This is a genomic window from Streptomyces sp. NPDC058459 (assembly GCF_042721685.1).
Taxonomy (GTDB): Bacteria; Actinomycetota; Actinomycetes; order Streptomycetales; family Streptomycetaceae; genus Streptomyces.
Genome location: NZ_JBHXLV010000008.1, coordinates 37,410 through 55,636 on the forward strand (window position 1 = coordinate 37,410; position 18,227 = coordinate 55,636).

The following is an 18,227-nucleotide window of genomic DNA, read 5'->3' on the forward strand; positions in this document are numbered from 1 at the left end:
GCGACCCTCTCCTCCTACTTTCGTAGGGGGAGAGGCGCGAAGATGGTCGGAGGCAGGGCCAGGTGCGCGCTGCCTAGGATCTGGGGGTGAGCTGGAAAGAGACCTTCCCGTGGCCCCGGTACGGGCGCTGGGGACTGGTGCTGCTGCTGACCGCCGGCGCCGTCCAGAACGGTGCCGCCACCGCGGGCGGGCAGTACCTCACCGTACGCACCGCCGTGGCAGTGCTGTGCGGTGCGATGCTGCTCGTGCGCCGGCTCCCCTGGTTCCTCGCGCCCGCCCTGGCCACGGTGGCGACCGGGATCTGGGGGTGGCCGCTGCTGCCGCTGCTGCTGATCGCCCTGTTCGACCTGTCCGCCCGGCGCCGGACGGCGGTGGCCGCGGGCTGCTCCATCGCCGTCCTGGCCGCCAACTCGGTGGCGCCCTCCGCTGTCTCGCTGTGGCGCCCACAGCAGTACGGGGCCAGCCTGTTCCTGCTGCTGGCCATCGTGGGCGGGCTGTGGATGGGCAACCGCCGGCGCCTGGTCAAGGCCCTGGGCACCGAGGTCGAACACCTGCGCGTCGAGCGGGAACTGCGCGAGGCAGGCGCCCGCGTGGCCGAGCGTGCCCGTATCGCCGCTGAGATGCACGACGTGCTGGCCCACCGCCTCAGCCTCATCGCCCTGCACACCGGAGTCCTGGCCACCAGGACGGACACGCTGCCCGCCGCCGTCACCGAACGCCTCTCCCTGCTGCGCACCGCCTCCACCGAAGCCCTGACCGACCTGCGCGACATCCTTGGCGCCCTCCACGACCCCCACACCGACACCGACCGCCCGCCCGCCCCCGTCCTGCGCGACGTACGCGAGCTGGTCGAGCAGGCACGCGCGGCCGGTCAGCAGGTCGACCTGCACACCCGCGGCCGCGTCGAGCAGGCGCCGGCCGCGCACCGCCTGGCCCTCTACCGCCTCGTCCAAGAAGGACTGACCAACGCCCGCAAGCACGCCGCCGGCGCACCGGTCACCATCCGCGTCGACTACGGCCCGCCCGCCACCGTCGTCGAGGTCACCAACACTCCCGGCACCCCGGCAGCGCACGCCGCGCCCTCCGGCTACGGACTGGTGGGCCTGCGCGAACGCGTCCGTGCCCTGGGCGGACACCTGAACACCGGCCCCCACGGCGCCGGCAGCTGGCGCCTCGCGGCCCGCATCCCCCACCCCGCACACACCGAGCAGAACGGCCAACGCCCATGATCCGCGCCATGATCGTCGACGACGACGCCCTCGTCCGACTGGGCCTCGCCGACCTCCTCGACACGGACGGCGGTATCGAGGTCGTCGCCCAGGCGGCCGACGGCCTCCAGGCCATCGAACTGGCCACCGCCCACCACCTCGACGTCGCCCTCGTCGACGTCCGCATGCCCCGCATGGACGGCATCGCCGCCACCGCCCGGCTCCGCGCCCTGCCCCACCCGCCGAGAGTCATCACGCTGACGACGTTCGACCTCGACGAGTACGTCTACAACGCCCTTGCGGCCGGAGCCGACGGCTTCCTCCTCAAGGACACCGACCCCGCCGAGATCCTGCGCGCCGTCCACCTCGTCCACGCCGGCTCCGCCATGCTCCACCCCACCGCGGCACGCCGCCTCATCGACCGCTACCACCAGGCAGGCCGGCCCCAGGCCACGGCCGCCCGCGCCCGGCTCGAACACCTCACCCCCCGAGAGCGCGACGTCCTCACCCTTCTCTCCCGAGGCGACACCAACGCCGACATCGCCGCTGCCCTGGGCATGCGCGAAAGCACCGTCAAAGCCCACGTCAGCCGCATCCTCACCGCCCTGGACGTCAGCAACCGCGTCCAGGCAGCCCTCCTCGCCCGCACCGCCACCCTGACCTGAAGCCGCGCCCGGGACCTGCCATGTCCCGTCGCTCGAACGCGGTCCCGGACGGTGGTGACCCGCCGATCCGGCCACCCACCACCGGACCCCACCTTGATCAAGAGGTACGCGTGGCCTCGGAGCAGACGGTGAAGAACCGGTCCCCGGACGACGCTGACGCGCAGGCTACGGCCCTGACCGCGCCGCAGGGTCGCTCCCTGGTCGACGCGATGCGCTCGGCGGGCTCCAGTCCGGTGGTGCGGAGGCAGTCCGCGGCCTTGCCCGGCATGCCGAGGAGTGACTGAACTCCGGGGCGGGCGCGTCGTCCTCGCTGACGGTGCGGCCGGGCAGGAGGTCGGCGACGCTGGTACGGATCGCGGCGCGGCTGACGGTGTGGTCGCGGGCAAGGGCGGCGATTGACCGGCATTCCAGACGCGCGGTGCGTACGTCGTCGGTCTTCGCGGCCACAACGGCGGGGCGACGCCCGCCCTCGCGCCCTTGGCCTCGGCGGCGCGCAGTCCGTCGCAGGTCAGCTTGCGCTCCGTCCCTACGCCGCTCACCCCTAAGAGTGAAGATGGCCTGGGATTTCGGCCGGGCTGCGCCCGGCCGCGCCCTCGGACGGATTCAGCAGGAAAAGCTGGACGCACCGTGACCCGCAACAGGTGGATCTGCGGCGCTACCGAGGGAGACAGGATGAGCAGCTGGCAGGAATACGTGGACGAGCAGCTCGTGGGCACCGGGCACGTCCGGTCCGGGGCGATCATCGGCGTCACTGACGGTGGCACGTGGGCCGCGAGCCGCGACGTGATCAAGGCTAACGAGGGCCCAGTCATCGTCCAGCTGTTCAAGAACCCGGGCGAGGCGTTCGCCAGAGGGATCACCGTCGGCGGTGTGAAGTACATGGCCATCAAGGCCGACGACAGCTCGATCTACGGCAAGAAGGGCGCCACCGGTGTCGCCCTGGCCAAGACCGGCAAGACCATCGTGATCGGCTACTACGACGAGAAGCAGCAGTCCGGCAACGCCGCGAGGGAGGTCGAGAAGCTCGCCGAACACCTGCGGGACAACAGCTACTAGACCACGCACCCCGGGCCGCCCGGTGCACGCGCCGGGCGGTACTCCTCCCCGCCGGGGAGTCCCTCCGCCAAGGCGCGATTAACCTGCGCGGCATGTTCTGCGGCTGCCAGCCAGCAAGTCGGGAGCAGGGTCACCGTGCGCCCGTGGCCGATACGCGGGTCATCACCCGCGTACACCCGGGCTCGCCAGCCGTGGCCGCCGGGCAACTCCCCGGGGTCGTAACAGGTGGAGAACCACTTGGCGCCCTGCCCCTCGACGCGTTCGCGCACGGGCCTGCCCTCCTCAAGCGTGGCCGCTACGAGGTGCTCCAGCATGAGGCGGCTGCCCGGTGCGGACAGTGGGTGAGGCCGGCGGGGAGCGCCTCTCCCGCCGTATCGGTCGGATACATCAGCAGGCCCTCGACCAGCCGGATCGTCCGCTGCGAACCAGTGGGTCCCGGCCAGAAGGTCCAACCGCGCAATGCGGCCGTCCACCCCCGCTGCCAGCGTGACGGCCTGGCACATCCCGGCGCCGACCTAGGCAAGGACCGTCGCTGAGGAACCTCGTACGTACCGCGAAGTACGCCGAGAAACCGGCCGCGCTGTCATGGGTCTGCCTGATCACCTCGGCCACTTTCGCCAGCACCGAGGCGTCGCCGAAATTGCTGGCTATTTCCTGGCGAGGAGGCGGAACGCACCTGCCGTTCCCCGCGCTACCTTCAACTTTGTTCCACTGAGTGGGCCTCACTGAAGGATGTGTGCATGCTGGACGATCTGGACCGCGCTCTGATCCACGCGCTGCACATCGACGGCCGCGCACCCTTCAGTAAGATCGCCGCCGCCCTCGACGTCTCACCGCAGACCGTCGCCCGTCGCTATCGCCGCCTGCGCACAGAGGCGTCTTTACGGGTCGTGGGGCTGCCGGACCCCCATCAGGCCGGTCAGACCCAGTGGCTCGTGCGGCTCACGGCAGCGCCGAGTTCCGCTCAGGACCTTGCCTACGCACTGGTGCGGAGGCAAGACACCTCGTGGGTGAAACTCACCTCCGGCGGCACCGAGATCGTCGCGATCATCCACACCGCGACCGACGCCGGTGCGGGCACCGGCAACTCCCTGTTGCTGCGCGACATTCCGCGCACCACGCACATCACCGCGGTGTCCGCACACTGCATCCTGCACACCTACCTGGGCGGTTCGACGAACTGGCGCCGCAGCGCCGACACGCTCGACGAGAAGCAGCAGCGGCTCCTGCGCGAGCACGTGGCGGCCGACGCGTCGTATGTGCCCGTGCCACGCCAACTCGGCGACAATGAATCCGACTTGCTGGTCGCCTTGCAGAAGGACGGCCGGGCCACCCACGCGGAGCTGGCCCAGGCGACCGGCTGGTCCCCGGTCACCGTGGCGCGTCGGCTCGCGGACCTGCGGGCGGGTGGCGCCATCTTCTTCGATGTCGAGGTCGACACAGGTCACTTCGGCGTCAACACCAGGGCATTGCTGTGGATGTCGGTGAGCCCGGCACGCCTGGAGACCGTGGCCACGGCACTGGCCGGCCACGACGAACTGGCCTACGTCGCCGCGACCACAGGCCCCACCAACCTGGTAGCCCAGGCCCTGTGCCGCGACCCCGCCGACCTGCACCACTACCTGACCCGGCGGCTGGGTTCCCTGGACGCCATCCGCACCCTGGAGACCAGCCCGGTGCTGCAGAACCTCAAGGCGGCGAGCCCCATCGTCGCGGATCTGGCCCGTACCAGACTGCCCCCCACCTCGACCCGTACCTGGATCTGACGGCCCGTGGCCCGCACGGTCACGGGACCGCCGAGGCGGCGGCTCGGAGACCGTCCAACTTGCGGGTTCGGGCTTGGGCTAGTGGCCCCCTGCTCCCCTGGCCGGCGCGTTCTCGTCGGCCATCATCCGGCTGGTCGCGAAGCTGACCACGACCAGCGCCACGGCGACCCAGAAGGCGAGCTGCACGGCATGCAGGGCGGCGGGCGCGCCGCCGGACCCGGCGCTGCTCAGGTAGACACTGCCGAGAACCGCCACTCCGAGTGTGCCACCCAGTTGTTGGACGGCGTTCAGCAGACCGGCGGCCGAGCCGATCTCCTGCGGCTGCAGCGGCTTGAGGGCGATGGTGAAGAACGCCGGACTGAACAGGCCGACCCCGAGTCCGACGCCCCCGAGCGCGAACAGCAGCGGCGTCGGGTACTTGTGCGGGTCCGCCGCGTGGTAGACGGCAATGGCGGCGAGCGCACCGACCAGCAGAACGCACAGCCCCAGGGACATCATGCGGTGGCCGTAGCGCTTGACCAGATGTGCACCGGCCACCCAGGAGGCGACGGCCAGGCCCACCGACCACGGAGCGAGGGTCAGACCCGCCTTCAACACGTCTGTGCCCAATCCGAGTTGGAGCTGTAACACGATGACCATCATCAGACCGTTGGTGACGGCGAAGAAGGACATCGACGTCACCAGGGCAGCCGGGAAGCCGCGGTGGGCGAACAGGCTCGGCTCCACCAGCGGGCTGTGCCCGGTCGTGGCCAACGCACGTTGATGCGCCGCGAAGACCGCCATCAGGCACAACCCGGCCGCGATGGCCGCCCAGCTCCACCCCGACAGGGCGGTCAGGTCGGCGCCGATCAGCGGGTAGACGACGAGACCGATACCGGCCATGGCCAGCAACGTGCCGGTCACGTCGAGGGTGGGCCGCTTGGGGGCGCGGTTCTCCATCAGCCTGGGCGAAATCGCCAGGACGACCAGCGACACGGGGACGTTCACCAGGAAGGCCGCTCGCCAGGAGGAGCCGAACAGGTCGGCATGGGTGAGCACACCGCCGAGCACCGGTCCGCATACGGCAGCCAGTCCCATCACCGGACCGATGCTGCCCAGGGCCTTGGACATCTCGGACCCGGAGAACATCGCCTTGATCAGCCCGATGGTCTGAGGGATGATCACGGCCGCCGCGGCTCCCTGCACGACCCGGAAGGCGATCAGGAGCCCCACCGATGGAGCCACGGCGCAGGCGGCGGAAGCGACCATGAATCCGGTGACACCGATCACGAACAGCCGCTTGCGGCCCGCGATGTCACCCAACCGGCCGCCGGTGATCAGCAGCACCGCGAACGGCAGGGTGTAAGCAGTGGTGAACCACTGGATGTCGGACACGGACCCGCCCAGCTCGGCGTGGATCTTCGGCGCCGCGACCTGCACGATGGTCGCGTCCAGCAGGTTCATCGCCTCACCGAGCAGCAGGGCGGTGAGCGCCGGCCATCGCCATCGGTACGCCGTGGGAGTCGGCGTCAGCACTCGCTCAGCAGTCATCGGGGGTTCCTCTCCACCGTTGTCGACACGCCGGCCCGGCCCCGGCGAGCGAGGCGTCGGAGCCGACCACGACTCAGCGTGGGGGCAGCGAACGGGGCGCTCCAGCCAGCGCCGGGAGATTGCGGATTCCTTCCATCGGTGTCACTCCCGGTGTCGATTTCTCACACCCCGTCGGGTGGTTGCCCGTCGTCGCCGACACCGTCATCCGCATGCGGGGCCGGGCGCGTGGTATCAGGTTGCTTCGGCGGGGCGCCCTTGATGGAAGAGATGCTCCAGTCCGCCGTCGGGACCGGAGCGGTCAGGTGTGATCACTTCACGCGGGGGTCCCTCGGGTCCCCATCAGCGCTCCGGGGATTGATCCGTCACGTTCAGGAGCATGCACGGCAGTTCTGCCCGCCACTCGAAAAGAAGCTGTCTCCTCAACCAAGCCCACCGGGCTTCCCAGACGCCGGAGCGATGCGGCGTGGCCGAGACCCCCGTCGTACGGCTTGCGGAGGGTGAGGTACTGATACGCAACCTCTCCGTCAACGTCTTCGTCACCCTGCGCATCCTCATCGTCCGCCGACCGTCGACTTGACGACGTGCATCCGTTCCACCCCCTGGTGGCTCCCCTCGGAGGGAAGCGATCACGACTGGGCGTCCGGGAGTTCGTCCCCGCAAGGAGGGTGGTCGAGTTCCGGTGGCTCGGCGGCGAAGACGGCGGCCGACACGGTGACGTACTCGGCCGCCGCGCCGTCCCGCAGGAACGGAATCAGTCCGTATACGTCATCCCGCGAGCCGAACTCACTGACGGTCGGGCCGACGTCGATGACGACACCACCGACACTTCCAGTGACTGCATGATGGGCACCCGAGGAGTACCGGACTCGTCGAACTGGTCGGTCCGGTGGCCGGCCAGTCCAGTTCGCCGGGGCGGTGATGGAGGCGGCGCGGACGCGTAGCAGGACTTCGCTGTCGCCGGGGCCCGGGGCGGGGTGCTTCCTCGCACACGAGGTGGTCTGATCCTCCGCGGGTGTGGCCACGAACAGCACGCATGGTGATAACCAAGGCCGCTGACAACATGTCGGACGAATGCGTTCGGCCTGAGGGCCATGTCTACTCTTGGCCACGGGGACGCCGGTCGGGCCGCCCGTGGTGAGGTTGACAGGGAAGACCCACAGGATTGCCGTAAATCAGCCAGCCACATCCGGCCGGCTCACACGCGGAGGCCGCTTCACAGCATGCCGCCGCTCCACCATCGGCCCGCCCACGTTTAGGCCGTAGGCGTCGAACTGCGCGAGGCCATCACCATGTCGACCGTCGCCTCACCCGCTGTCACGTACCACCTCGCACCGATCGCCGGAGGCGGGCGGCAGGGGAGCGGGCGTCGCTGCCTGCGCCCCCAGGACGGGCGCGGAGCGCGAGTCGGGAGCCCGCCCGGTTCTCTCGGTCGTGGTCGTACGGGACGCTCGCCGAGGACGCGGCAGAGAGACGGCGGCCAGCCCGCCCAGCAGCAGGGCGCAGCCGGCCAGGGCGATGGCCGACAGGTGTTCGCCGAGCACCAGCACACCGAGCAGGGCGGCGGCCAGCGGTTCGGCGAGGCTCAGCGTGCCGACCGTGGCCGCACTCAGGCGGGCCAGGCCGGTGGAGAACAACCAGTAGGCGGCGGCGGTGGTGGCGAGGCCCAACCAGGCGATGAGACCGAGGGACCGGGCATCGGACAGTCCGGCGGTATCTGTGGCCATCCAGGGCACGAGCATCAGCCCGCCGGCGGTCAGGGAGACGGCGGCGACGGTCGGCAGATGCACCGCCGGGTTGTCGGAGGCCAGCCGCTTGGCGAAGACCGTGTACAGGCCGTAGCAGATCCCCGCCACCACCCCGAGCAGCAGGCCGGGGACATCAACCGCGTCGCTGCCTGGGGCCAGCAGCAAGGCACAGCCGACCAGGGCGGCGCCCGTGCTCACCAGCCAGCCGGTGCCCACTCGCTCACCCGTGGCCCAGCGGGCGCACAGACCGGTGGCGGCCGGTGCGGTGCCCAGGGCGACCACGGTGGCCAGTGCCGCCCCGGTACGCGACACCGAGTAGAGGAAGGCCACCTGGTACAGGCCGGTGGACAGCGTGCACACCAGCAAGGGCCACCAGGCCGAACGCGGGGTGAGGGCACGCAGGCCGACCGGATTCCGGGCGGCGAAGACCCCCAGCGCCATGCCTCCCACCAGCAGCCGCCATCCACCCAGGGCCGCCGGGCCCAGTGATGTGTCGGCCAGAACCTGGGCGGGGCCGACCGTGCCCCACAGCACCACCGCGCCGAGCACCAGCCCGGCGGCGACGGTCGTTCCGTTCTTCTGTGCATCCATGGCCCGATACGCTAGATAAACATCCGGGTAAGTTCATCGGCTGCCGAACTTCGTGTGGAAGATAGGAAAAATCGTGGAACTAGATTCAGTGGACAGGGCCATTTTGCGGGAACTGCAGCACGATGCACGGCAGACCAACCGTGATCTGGCCGCCAAGGCCGGAGTCTCTCCCTCCACCTCCCTGGAGCGTGTGAGACTGCTGCGCGAGCAAGGCATCATCACCGGCTATCACGCGGCCCTGGATCTCGAAGCTGCCGGGCGTCCTGTCCAGGCGCTCATCTCTGTCCGCATCCGGCCACCAGCCCGCGCGATAATCGAGGGATTCCATGAATGGGTGGCACAACTACCCGAAACGATCGGCTTGTTCGTCACATCCGGCGCTTATGACTTCCTCATCCACATCGCGGTCCCGGACGTCAACGGGGTGTACGCCTTCGTCATCGACCGTCTCACGGACCGCCGCGAGGTCGCGGACGTGCAAACCACCCTTGTCTACGCGCACGTCCGGTCCCACCGCATCGAACCCGCCGGCACCGGCCGCTCCCGCACCGTGCGCAACACCCGCTGATCGCAGCAGCGCAGCAGCGCGCCCTGCCGCGCCAACGGACCGGTAGCGCTCCCGCAAGACCTCACACGGCGAAGTTCAGGTGCGCGGTTCGACAGCCCTGAACTCGATTTCCTGCCGAGACACCTGGCTGCCGCACTTCTCGCACGTCTGAATGATCTTCAAGTCATGTCCGCACGAGTGACGAACCGCGACCTTGGGCGAGGTGTCTGCCCATCGCTCACCCCATTGAAAGAGGCCCAGCAGCGTCGGCTGCAGGGCTTCCCCGGCCTCGGTGAGGTGGTACTCGTAACGAGGCGGATGCTCGCTGTACTGGCGTCGCTCTACGACTCCGGCGCTCTCGAGCTTGCGCAGCCGGTCGGCAAGGATGTCCCGCGAGGCTCCCGTATAGCCGGCGATCTGCCCGAAACGGTGCACCCCGTAGGTCATTTCACGGATGGCCAGCAGGGTCCAGCGCTCGCCCAGGATGTCCAGTGATGCGGCCAACGGGCATGCCCTGACAGCTGTCGGGCGGTCTTTCATGCGGGACCTGTCGTCAGGTGTCTCGACTGTCTCCATAGGTTCACCATAGTCGGTTGGATTTTCCAACTAAGTCGTGTACGGTCTGCTCCGAGTAAGTCGTATTTCACAACTCACTAGGAGCGGTACGCAGTGACCGATACAGAACGCGCGCCCGCCCCAGCGCCGCAGCCAGCGACTGCCGGCCCGTCTCAGGTCGAGACGCCCGCGGACAACCGCCGTGCCGGTTGGGTACTCGCTCTCGGCAGCCTCGGAGCCTTCGTGGTGTTCCTGGACACCACGATCGTCAATATCGCTTTCCAGACCATCAGCGAGAGCTTCGACACCACGGCCGGACACCTGGCGTGGGTCCTCAACGCCTACAGCCTCGTGTTCGCCGCCATGCTCATCCCCGCCGGCCGCATCGCCGACCGATACGGGCGCAAGAAGATCTTCGTGGTGGGCATCGCTGGATTCGCCGTGATGAGCGCCCTGTGCGGACTCGCTCCGAGCGTGGGTGTGCTGATCGCGGGCCGTGCCTTGCAAGCCGTCTTCGCTGCCTTCGTTGTGCCGTCCTCACTGGCCCTCGTCCTGCACGAGTACCACCACGAACGCCGACACGTGGCGATAGGCGTCTGGGGAGCCATGGCGGCTGCCGCAGCCGCTGTCGGCCCCACCCTCGGCGCACTCCTCACCGAATACGCGTCCTGGCGCTGGATCTTCCTGGTCAACGTCCCGATCGCAGCCGTCATCATCGGCCTCGGCAGGCGACTGCTCCACGAATCCCGCGATCCGCACGCCTCCGGAGTCCCCGACGTCCTTGGAACACTCCTGATCGCGGTCTTCCCCGCTCTCCTCAGCTACTCCGTCATCGAGGGCCCCTCCCGGGGCTGGAGCGACACCTGGGTGGTCGCGGGATTCGTCCTCGCTGCGCTTTCCCTGCCGACATTCCTGTGGCGGACGTCCAAGGCTGCCCGCCCGGTCATGGACCTCGCTCTGTTCAGGGAACGCCAGTTCCGCGACATCAACATCGCCACGCTCCTGTTCGCCACCTCGTTCTTCGGCCTCTTGCTCGCCAACCTGATCTTCCTTCAGACCGAGTGGCACTACTCGGTGCTCCGTGCGGCACTCGCCAGCGCTGCCGGCCCGGTCGTCGTGACGATCGTCGCCCGGTCGACGACGAAGTTCGCCACCGTCATCGGCCACCGGAAGGTCCTTCTTGCGGGCGGTGTCATCTGGGCCATCGGCTGCGTCGGCTTCGCTCTCTCCGTTCACTCCTCCCCGCACTGGCTGACCCACTGGCTGCCCTGGACCCTTCTCACCGGTCTGGGCATCGGTTTCACACTGCCCGTTCAGTCCGGGGCCGCGGTAGCCAAGCTGGTCCCAGCCCAGTTCGCCGTCGGGTCCGCGATCAACTCCAGCTTCAGGCAGCTCGGGGCCGTACTGGGTATCAGCCTCTTCGTGGCCATGCTGGGAACCCCCACTCCCGCGACGATGGTCAACACGTTCCATCACATCTGGTGGGTGTTCGCCATCCTCGGACTCGCAGCCGGCATCGTGCCGGTACTTCCCGCGAAGAAGACCGAAGTCAGCGGTTCCTAGAAGCGACAGCACCGCTGCCCGCACCTGACACTGTTCAAGTGCGGGCCGGTCGGTTCCGGTTGGGGGTCGTGGCGTGGCCAGCTGTTCGTGCCGCCCTGATCGAAGAGGGGCGAGGCTCGTGCCGAGCAGTTCATCTGAGGTCAAATACGTCTGTCGCGATGCAAGTTACGCCAGTCGCGTGGAGTCATTCCGTAGGCAGATCGGAAAGACCTGCTGAATTTGGACATGTCGACGATACCCCAGCGCCGGGCGACGGTTTCGATGGTGTCGAACGCCTGCCCTTCCCCCACTCGCCAAGCTGGACTCCTTCGGCCGCCAGGATTTTGTACAGGTATCGGATTCAGATGTGGTGCTCTGCGACGACGAGGGCTGCTCCAAGCTCTGGATCGGTGAGGTTGGAACGGTTGACTCCGTAATTCTTGTCGGGAGTGAGTCATGAAGGATTTCTAGTTGTGCTCCCCTCGCTGTCGCAGTGTGTCGTAATGGCAACTCTCAGAAGATCACTGCTCGGCTGGCCGACTGCATTCGTGGTGTGCCCTTCAACGAACCGTTCGGCGCTTGAAAATTCACCGATATCCGATGGAAGCCCGTCCCGGCGTGGGCCCGGCCCCCTCCACCGCCGGTGTGATTGAGGATGATGCCGGGCGAGGAGTTTGCGCCGGCTGTACGCATAACCGTGCTCGCTGCCCGTGCTAGCTGTCGTCGCTGGCGAGCCGGGCCGGCGTCGATCCTCCCTGAAGCCGTCCATCGGCCGACCTGGGTTTTGGCGCACCAGTTTGATTCTCAAACCCGAGCGATCAAAGTATCTGTGAGTGGTTTGGATCGCAAACCAAGACTTGTTAGTCTGAATCATGACTCGAACCTCGGAGCTTCCAGGACGGCCCTGCTCCGTCGCGGCCACGCTGAATCTCGTCGGCGACCGTTGGTCGCTCTTGGCCGTACGTGAAGTTCTCTTCGGGAACCGGCGCTTCAGTCAAATTGCCCGCAACACGGGAGCGCCTCGAGACCGGCTTGCTGCTCGGCTCAAGTCCCTTGTCGAGGACGGTCTGATGGAGCGTCGCCCGTATCAGGCATCCCGTTTCGAGTATTACCTCACGGATGCCGGTATGGAGCTGTCCAGCGTGCTTGTCGCGCTCTTGGCGTGGGGTGACCGGTGGGCTCAGGACGAGCCCCCTATGGTCCTCCAGCACCAAGGGCACCGCATCCAGCCGGTGATCGTCTGTGAAACGTGCGGACAGCAAGTCGGTATGGATGATCTCCAACTCGTGTCGAACGCGCCAGGCTGGACTCTCGGCGGGCCCCAGGGGGAGCCGGCGCGAAAAGCTCAGTAGCTGTCGTCTTTCCGAGTGTGGGGGTCGTGACAGAGGTCGCGAACGCCGTCGGCGTTGGGGCTGTTGGCGGAACGTGAGCGTGCTGCGCGGGAAACGGCGGCTGCGGTCCTTCTGCCAGCAGGAGACCGAGGGCGGCGAGGACGATGTGCCCCTCGCGGTCGTTGATCTCCTTCTCGCCGTCGAAGCCCCGGCTGGCCGCCACCGAAGCTCCGCCTGGCCGCCGGCACCGACGCGGCCCCCCTCACCGACTCCGCGTCGATGACACCGGCACTCGGCTCCGTGTCCCGGCCGCCTCGCGGACCCGGTCGTGCAGCCGGTCGTGGAACTCGGTGGGCAGACGGTGTCACGCCAGCGGCGCGGAAGAACGTATAGACGCGGTCCCAGGCGGGGAAGTCCGCAGGCAGCGCCCGCCAGGTGATCCCGTCCGTGACGATGCAGCGCACCGAGTCGAGCATCTTCCGATGGCAGAACCCCTTCGGCCGCCAGCCGCAGCCTTCGAGTCGGGGCGGGAGCGGCATCGCATCCCGGACCACACCCACTCGGCATCCGACATGTCCGAGGGGTGACCCGGCCGCCTGTACGGGCGGTCCGCGGCGTTCCCGAACCGGTGAGGGAGACAGTCACACGCCACAGGCGCCGAGTTGGACTCAATCGGCAACGGCACGGAGAACCGCAGCACGAAGGGCCTCCTGTCGCTCTATGTGGATTCGACACCCATGAGCTGTGCAGGAGGCCCCTCCCGTGCGCGGCCGACCCGAAGATCACCCGACCGAGCCGACACCCTCGAACTCACGCCCATCACGAGCGATACAGGAACGGCCAGTCAGATGATCGGGCTACCGACGAGAGCTCAGCAGACGTCGACTATGTCGATCATGTTGTCCCAGGGGGTGTTCGCGAGGCTGTCCTCCGCGTGGTACGCGGTGCTGCCGAACTTGTAGACCTTCCGGCCTTCCCAGTTGTAGAACCGAGCCACCGTGCCGGTGGTCTGATTGTTCTTGTACGAGGTGAGGGTGTCGTTGTTGAAGCTGTAGTCGTTAAGGTCGTAGTCCTGACACTTGGCGAACGACACCTTGCTGCCGGTCCAGTTGGCACCGGTCCACAGGCACAGGTACTCGTAGGAACAGCTGGTGTCGGTCACGCCGGGCACGGACAGCGTGACGATCGCGCTGCCGTCCTTCGCCTGGATCTCGTTGTACCCCACCTGTTCCGCCGGAACCTTGATGTCCGCCAGCCTGGCGTCCACCCGGTCCTGCAGCCGGGCTGCCTGCCGGCTCGAAAGGCCTACCGCCTTCGCCTCCGCCGCGTACTTCGACTCGGCCGACTGTGTGGTCCGGTCCGCTGCGGACGCGGCCGCGTTGCCGGCTCCGACTGCCAGGGCCATCACACACAGCAGGGCTGAGACGCGCTTCGTGATCCGGGATCGGAACTTCATGGGGTTTCCTCCGTCGGTTGGTTTCGCTTCTTGAGCAGCTCCGGGCGCCGGCAGACAGCCTCCGGCGACTGATGCGGCCGGCCCTGACTCCCCTGTGCCGAACGGCGAGACAGCAGAGTCCGCAAGGCCGCGCGGGGTGCGATCAGGGCCGGATCTGCTGTTCCGCTGTGGAACCGTGGGCATGACCGCCTCCACAGCAGCAGCCCCATCCCTCGGTACCGCTCACACCGATCTCAGCGGCCGGCCTATTGGTTGGCAGGGCTGATCCGGCGGCCAATCAATGGCCGCGTGCGACGTTTCGGGCCGGGTCGGGGGGTGCAGAGCTGAGGTGTCCGGCGTGGCTGGGTGGCGAGGGGACGGGTATGGCGGGGCGTCGTGAGGTGCCGGTTGATCCGGGGGCGGGTCCGGTGCAGCGGTTCGCGTACGAGTTGCGCAAGCTGCGGACGGAGGTGGGCGGGATGACGTATCGGGCGATGGCCGAGCGGGCCGGCTACTCGAGCACGACCCTGTCGCAGGCGGCGGCGGGCGGGCAGCTGCCCACGCTGGCGGTGACCTTGGCCTACGTGGCGGCGTGCGGGGGCGACGCGGTCGAGTGGGAAGCCCGGTGGAAACAGGTCGTGGACGACGCCGCCGCGGTCGGCGCGGAGGAGGAGGGCGATGAGGGTGCGGATGCGCCGTATCGGGGGCTGGCCCGGTTCGAGCCGGGCGACAGCGGACTTTTCTTCGGCCGGGACCGGCTCACTACCGACCTGCTGGAGCTGCTGCGGCGCCGGCGGTTCGCCGCGGTGTTCGGCCCGTCCGGCGGCGGCAAGTCCTCCCTGCTGCGTGCGGGCCTGATCCCCACCCTCCAGCACTCCCACGAGCCCGGCTTGCGGCTGGCCGCGATCCAGATCCTGACGCCCGGCGACCACCCCGCACGCACCCACGTCTCTCTCCTCGACGCGAGCAGAACCGGCGACGGCGGCACGGATACGTTGGTGATCGTCGACCAGTTCGAGGAGGTCTACACCCTCTGCCAGGACCCGGCGGAACGTACCCGCTTCATCGACCTCCTGCTCGCCGCCCTCCAACCGGCGAGCGGACTGAAGGTGCTGATCGCGGTCCGTGCCGACTTCTACGGCCGCTGCGCCGAACACCACGCCCTGGCCGGCGCACTGCGCGACGCCAACCTGCTGGTCACCGCGATGAACCGGGACGAACTGCGCGACGCCATCGTCAAACCGGCAGCAGCCACCGGAGTGACCCTGGAACGCGCCCTGACCGCCCGCATCATCGCGGACGTCGCCGATGAGTCCGGCGGCCTGCCTCTGATGTCGCACGCGCTGCTGGAGACCTGGCGAAGACGCAGAGGAAGAGTACTCACCGAGTCCGCGTACGATGCCGTCGGCGGGGTGAGCGGTGCCATCGCCCGAACCGCGGAGCGTCTCTACACTCAACTTTCTCCTGAACAGGCCGCTGCCGCCCGCGACCTGCTGCTGCGGCTCATCACCCCCGGTGAAGGAGCCCAGGACACCCGTCGCCCGGCTCTCCGCGCCGAACTGGCCGCAAGCGCCCGCGGGGACGCTTCGCTGGTTCTGGAACGACTGGCCCGCGCCCGCCTGGTCACCCTGAACGACGACACCGTTGACCTCGCCCACGAAGCCCTGATCACCGCATGGCCGCGACTGCGTATGTGGATCGAGACCGGCCGCGAACAATTGCGCGCACACCGGCGTCTGACCCATACGGCCGGGGAGTGGGCGGAGCACGGCAGGGACGACGGGGTGCTCTACCGCGGAGTACGGCTGGCCGAGTGGGACGACCGGGACACCGGCCGGCTCAATGATCTCGAACAGGAGTTCCTGGCGGCGAGCCGAGACCGCGCGAGGGCCGAGCGGGCGGCGGTGAGGCGCCGCGTGCGGCTGACCGTGAGCGGGCTCATGGCGGCGGTGGTCGCACTGGCCGTCCTCGCGGGCGTCGCGTTCGTACAGGCCCGGCGGGCGGAGGCCGGGCAGGCGCTCGCGTTGTCGCGGCAACTCGTGGCGAGCGCGCGTGGCCAGGCCGAACTCGACCCTGAGCTGGGCCTGTTGCTGGCTGCCAGCGCCTACCGGACCACTGCGACCGACGAGACCGAAGCGGCACTGCGCCAAGCCGTGTTCGAGTCACGGGTGAGGGCTGTGCTGGCCAGCCACGACGGGCAGGTTCTCGGAGCCTCGTTCAGTCCGGACGGCCGGTACCTCGCCACCAGCGGCGGCGACGGCGCGATACGGGTGTGGCGGTACGGCACGACGCTGCGAGACCCGGTGGTGCTGCGCGGCCGCGACGGCGAGGTGTGGACGCCGGTGTTCAGCCCGGACGGCACCCGGATCACGGCAGCCGGCGAGGACGGCACGGTCTCGGTGTGGAAGTGGGCGAGCGGCGCCGAGCCGGTGATCCTGCGAGGGCACACGGCACAGGTGTGGAGCGCCACGTTCAGCCCGGACGGCCGCAGCGTCGCCAGCGCCGGTGACGATGGGACCGTACGGATCTGGAACGCCACGGGGAGAGGCGAACCGGTCGTGCTGCGCGGCCACGAGGGGCGGGCGCTCGGCGTCTCGTTCAGCCCCGACGGACGCCGCCTCGCCAGCGGCGGCGGAGACGGAACGGTACGCGTCTGGGACGTCGGGAGGCGGCGGACGACCGTGGTACTGCGCGGGCACGGCAATTCCGTGGAGGCGGTCGCCTTCAGCCCCGACGGACAGCGCATAGCCACCGCGAGCACCGACGGGACCGCGCGCCTGTGGGACCCCGACGCCCCCGCCGAGTCGGTCGTGCTCGGCAGCCACGACGGCACGGCAGAGGGCATCGGCTTCAGCCGGGACGGCGCCCGGGTCGCCAGCACGGGCAACGACGGCACCGTACGGATCTGGAACGTGCGTCACCGCGCCGCACCGCTGATCCTGCGCGGGCATCGAGGTACCGTGACCGCGGTCGCGTTCGCCGCTGACGGACGGCGCCTGGTGAGCGCCAGCGAGGACGGCACCATACGCATCTGGGACGCGGCCCCGACAGGCAGCGACAGCGTCCTGACCGGTCACGACGGGCCGGTGTGGGCGACGGTACCCAGCCGGGACGGCCGTCGGCTCGCCAGCGCCGGCGCCGACGGGACCGTACGCGTCTGGCGGACCGGGAGCACCGCCCCGCCGACCGTGCTGCGCGGGCACGCAGGCGAGGTCCTCGGGGTGGCGTTCAGCCCGGACGGCCGCCGGGTGGCCGGAACCGGCGACGACGGGACCACACGGGTATGGCCGGTGGACAACGCGACGAAACCCGTCGTACTGCGCGGCCACGACGGGCCGGTGTGGACCGCGGAGTTCAGCCCCGACGGACGCCGGCTGGTCACCGGCGGCAGCGACGGCACCGTACGGATCTGGCACACCACTCCGGGCGCGGAACCCCTGGTGGTCGACACCGGCCAGGACAAAGTGCGGTACGTCGCCTACAGCCCCGACGGGCGACGCGTGGCCGCGGCCGGCCTGGACGGCACCATCCACGTCCTGGACCCCGCCACCGGCAAGGATCTGAAGATCCTCCGTGGTCACAAAGGACTGGTATGGGCGGTGGCGTTCAGCCCCGACGGACGGCACCTCGTCAGCGCCGGCAACGACGGATCGGCCAGGCTGTGGGATCTCACCAAGCCCGGCAGACCGCGGGTACTGAACGGACATCAGGGAGTCGTGTGGAGTGTGTCGTTCGGTTCCGACGGCCGTCGGGTGGTGACCAGCGGCAACGACGCGACCGCCCGGATCTGGAGCACCACTGACAACAGCCCGCCCGTGGTCCTGCACGGATTCGGTGCCTCGGTGGAGAACGCGAACGTCCTGTCCGGCAATCGGTTCGTCAGCTCGCACGACGACGGCACCGTACGCGTCTGGACATGCCTGCCCTGCGAACCGATGGACGAGGTCCTGCGGCGTTCCCGGGACGGCATCACCCGTGAACTGACCCAGGAGGAACGGGCCGGCTACCTCAACGAGTCAGCCGGATGAGTCGCCTCCGGCGGGCCGTGGCCGACGCCGAGTGAGCCGTGCGCCTCGCACTCCTCACCCGCTGCCGGCCCCCGACGGCGGTCACGGCGTTCCCGCGGTCCGGCCCAGCGCAAGGCGCGCCGCACATACGAGGACCCGTTCAACACGCTCGCGCCGATCGGACATGTCCACGGACCCCGGCCGGGGGTGCTGCGCCTCTCCGTGGGGAGCGGCGCCCAAGACAACGTG

Annotated in this window: 16 protein-coding genes; 8 read left to right on the plus strand and 8 right to left on the minus strand. The window is 69.1% G+C overall.

Going from position 1 to position 18,227, the window contains the following annotated elements; genetic code table 11:
- Nucleotides 1–86: 86 nt before the first annotated feature.
- From ACFWN1_RS03375 to ACFWN1_RS03385, 3 genes are all read left to right on the plus strand, one after another.
- Nucleotides 87–1,229, plus strand: coding sequence for a sensor histidine kinase (locus ACFWN1_RS03375; protein ID WP_384357678.1), 1,143 nt, complete (start codon nt 87–89; stop codon nt 1,227–1,229).
- Entirely contained in the window at nt 1,226–1,873 is a 648-nt protein-coding gene (locus ACFWN1_RS03380) for a response regulator (protein ID WP_384357680.1), read from the plus strand. Before ACFWN1_RS03375 ends, ACFWN1_RS03380 begins: the two co-directional genes overlap by 4 nt.
- A 672-nt stretch (nt 1,874–2,545) precedes the next feature.
- On the plus strand, nt 2,546–2,929 hold the full coding sequence (locus tag ACFWN1_RS03385) for a profilin (RefSeq protein WP_384357682.1): 384 nt from the start codon (nt 2,546–2,548) through the stop codon (nt 2,927–2,929).
- Here the strand turns inward: ACFWN1_RS03385 and ACFWN1_RS03390 are convergent.
- The gene (locus ACFWN1_RS03390; protein ID WP_384357684.1) at nt 2,926–3,432 is read right to left on the minus strand and encodes a hypothetical protein; all 507 of its coding nucleotides are present in this window, start codon (nt 3,430–3,432) and stop codon (nt 2,926–2,928) included. The genes ACFWN1_RS03385 and ACFWN1_RS03390 overlap by 4 nt on opposite strands.
- A gap of 237 nt (nt 3,433–3,669) precedes the next feature.
- Here ACFWN1_RS03390 and ACFWN1_RS03395 point away from each other — a divergent pair, with 237 nt between their 5' ends.
- A complete protein-coding gene (locus ACFWN1_RS03395) occupies nt 3,670–4,695 on the plus strand; it encodes an Lrp/AsnC family transcriptional regulator (protein ID WP_384357686.1) in 1,026 nt (341 codons plus the stop codon).
- Between the two features lie 78 nt (nt 4,696–4,773).
- Here the strand turns inward: ACFWN1_RS03395 and ACFWN1_RS03400 are convergent, their stop codons facing one another.
- The 3 genes from ACFWN1_RS03400 to ACFWN1_RS03410 form a co-directional block, all read right to left on the minus strand.
- Entirely contained in the window at nt 4,774–6,225 is a 1,452-nt protein-coding gene (locus ACFWN1_RS03400; protein WP_384357688.1) for an MFS transporter, read from the minus strand.
- Between the two features lie 626 nt (nt 6,226–6,851).
- Nucleotides 6,852–7,247, minus strand: coding sequence for a hypothetical protein (locus ACFWN1_RS03405; protein ID WP_384357690.1), 396 nt, complete (start codon nt 7,245–7,247; stop codon nt 6,852–6,854).
- Nucleotides 7,248–7,529: 282 nt separating this feature from the next.
- The gene (locus ACFWN1_RS03410; protein WP_384357694.1) at nt 7,530–8,561 is read right to left on the minus strand and encodes a DMT family transporter; all 1,032 of its coding nucleotides are present in this window, start codon (nt 8,559–8,561) and stop codon (nt 7,530–7,532) included.
- 88 nt (nt 8,562–8,649) lie between these two features.
- Here ACFWN1_RS03410 and ACFWN1_RS03415 point away from each other — a divergent pair, with 88 nt between their 5' ends.
- Nucleotides 8,650–9,129 carry an Lrp/AsnC family transcriptional regulator gene (locus ACFWN1_RS03415; protein ID WP_384357696.1) on the plus strand — a complete coding sequence of 160 codons (480 nt, stop codon included), beginning with the start codon at nt 8,650–8,652 and terminating at the stop codon, nt 9,127–9,129.
- A 75-nt stretch (nt 9,130–9,204) separates the two neighbouring features.
- Here the strand turns inward: ACFWN1_RS03415 and ACFWN1_RS03420 are convergent, their stop codons facing one another.
- Nucleotides 9,205–9,684 (minus strand): winged helix-turn-helix transcriptional regulator, encoded by a 480-nt coding sequence (locus tag ACFWN1_RS03420; RefSeq protein ID WP_384357698.1) that lies wholly within the window; start codon nt 9,682–9,684, stop codon nt 9,205–9,207.
- A gap of 93 nt (nt 9,685–9,777) precedes the next feature.
- Here ACFWN1_RS03420 and ACFWN1_RS03425 point away from each other — a divergent pair, with 93 nt between their 5' ends.
- Entirely contained in the window at nt 9,778–11,226 is a 1,449-nt protein-coding gene (locus ACFWN1_RS03425; protein WP_384357700.1) for an MFS transporter, read from the plus strand.
- Between the two features lie 140 nt (nt 11,227–11,366).
- Here the strand turns inward: ACFWN1_RS03425 and ACFWN1_RS03430 are convergent, their stop codons facing one another.
- Entirely contained in the window at nt 11,367–11,663 is a 297-nt protein-coding gene (locus ACFWN1_RS03430) for an AraC family transcriptional regulator (RefSeq protein WP_384357702.1), read from the minus strand.
- 414 nt (nt 11,664–12,077) lie between these two features.
- Here ACFWN1_RS03430 and ACFWN1_RS03435 point away from each other — a divergent pair, with 414 nt between their 5' ends.
- Nucleotides 12,078–12,557, plus strand: coding sequence for a winged helix-turn-helix transcriptional regulator (locus ACFWN1_RS03435; RefSeq protein ID WP_384357704.1), 480 nt, complete (start codon nt 12,078–12,080; stop codon nt 12,555–12,557).
- Here the strand turns inward: ACFWN1_RS03435 and ACFWN1_RS03440 are convergent.
- A complete protein-coding gene (locus tag ACFWN1_RS03440) occupies nt 12,551–13,075 on the minus strand; it encodes a transposase (protein ID WP_384357706.1) in 525 nt (174 codons plus the stop codon). The genes ACFWN1_RS03435 and ACFWN1_RS03440 overlap by 7 nt on opposite strands.
- Nucleotides 13,076–13,407: 332 nt before the next feature.
- Entirely contained in the window at nt 13,408–13,992 is a 585-nt protein-coding gene (locus ACFWN1_RS03445; protein ID WP_384357708.1) for a peptidase inhibitor family I36 protein, read from the minus strand.
- 362 nt (nt 13,993–14,354) lie between these two features.
- Between ACFWN1_RS03445 and ACFWN1_RS03450 the strand changes: the two genes are divergently transcribed.
- On the plus strand, nt 14,355–17,999 hold the full coding sequence (locus ACFWN1_RS03450) for a hypothetical protein (protein ID WP_384357710.1): 3,645 nt from the start codon (nt 14,355–14,357) through the stop codon (nt 17,997–17,999).
- The last annotated feature ends 228 nt before the right edge of the window (nt 18,000–18,227 follow it).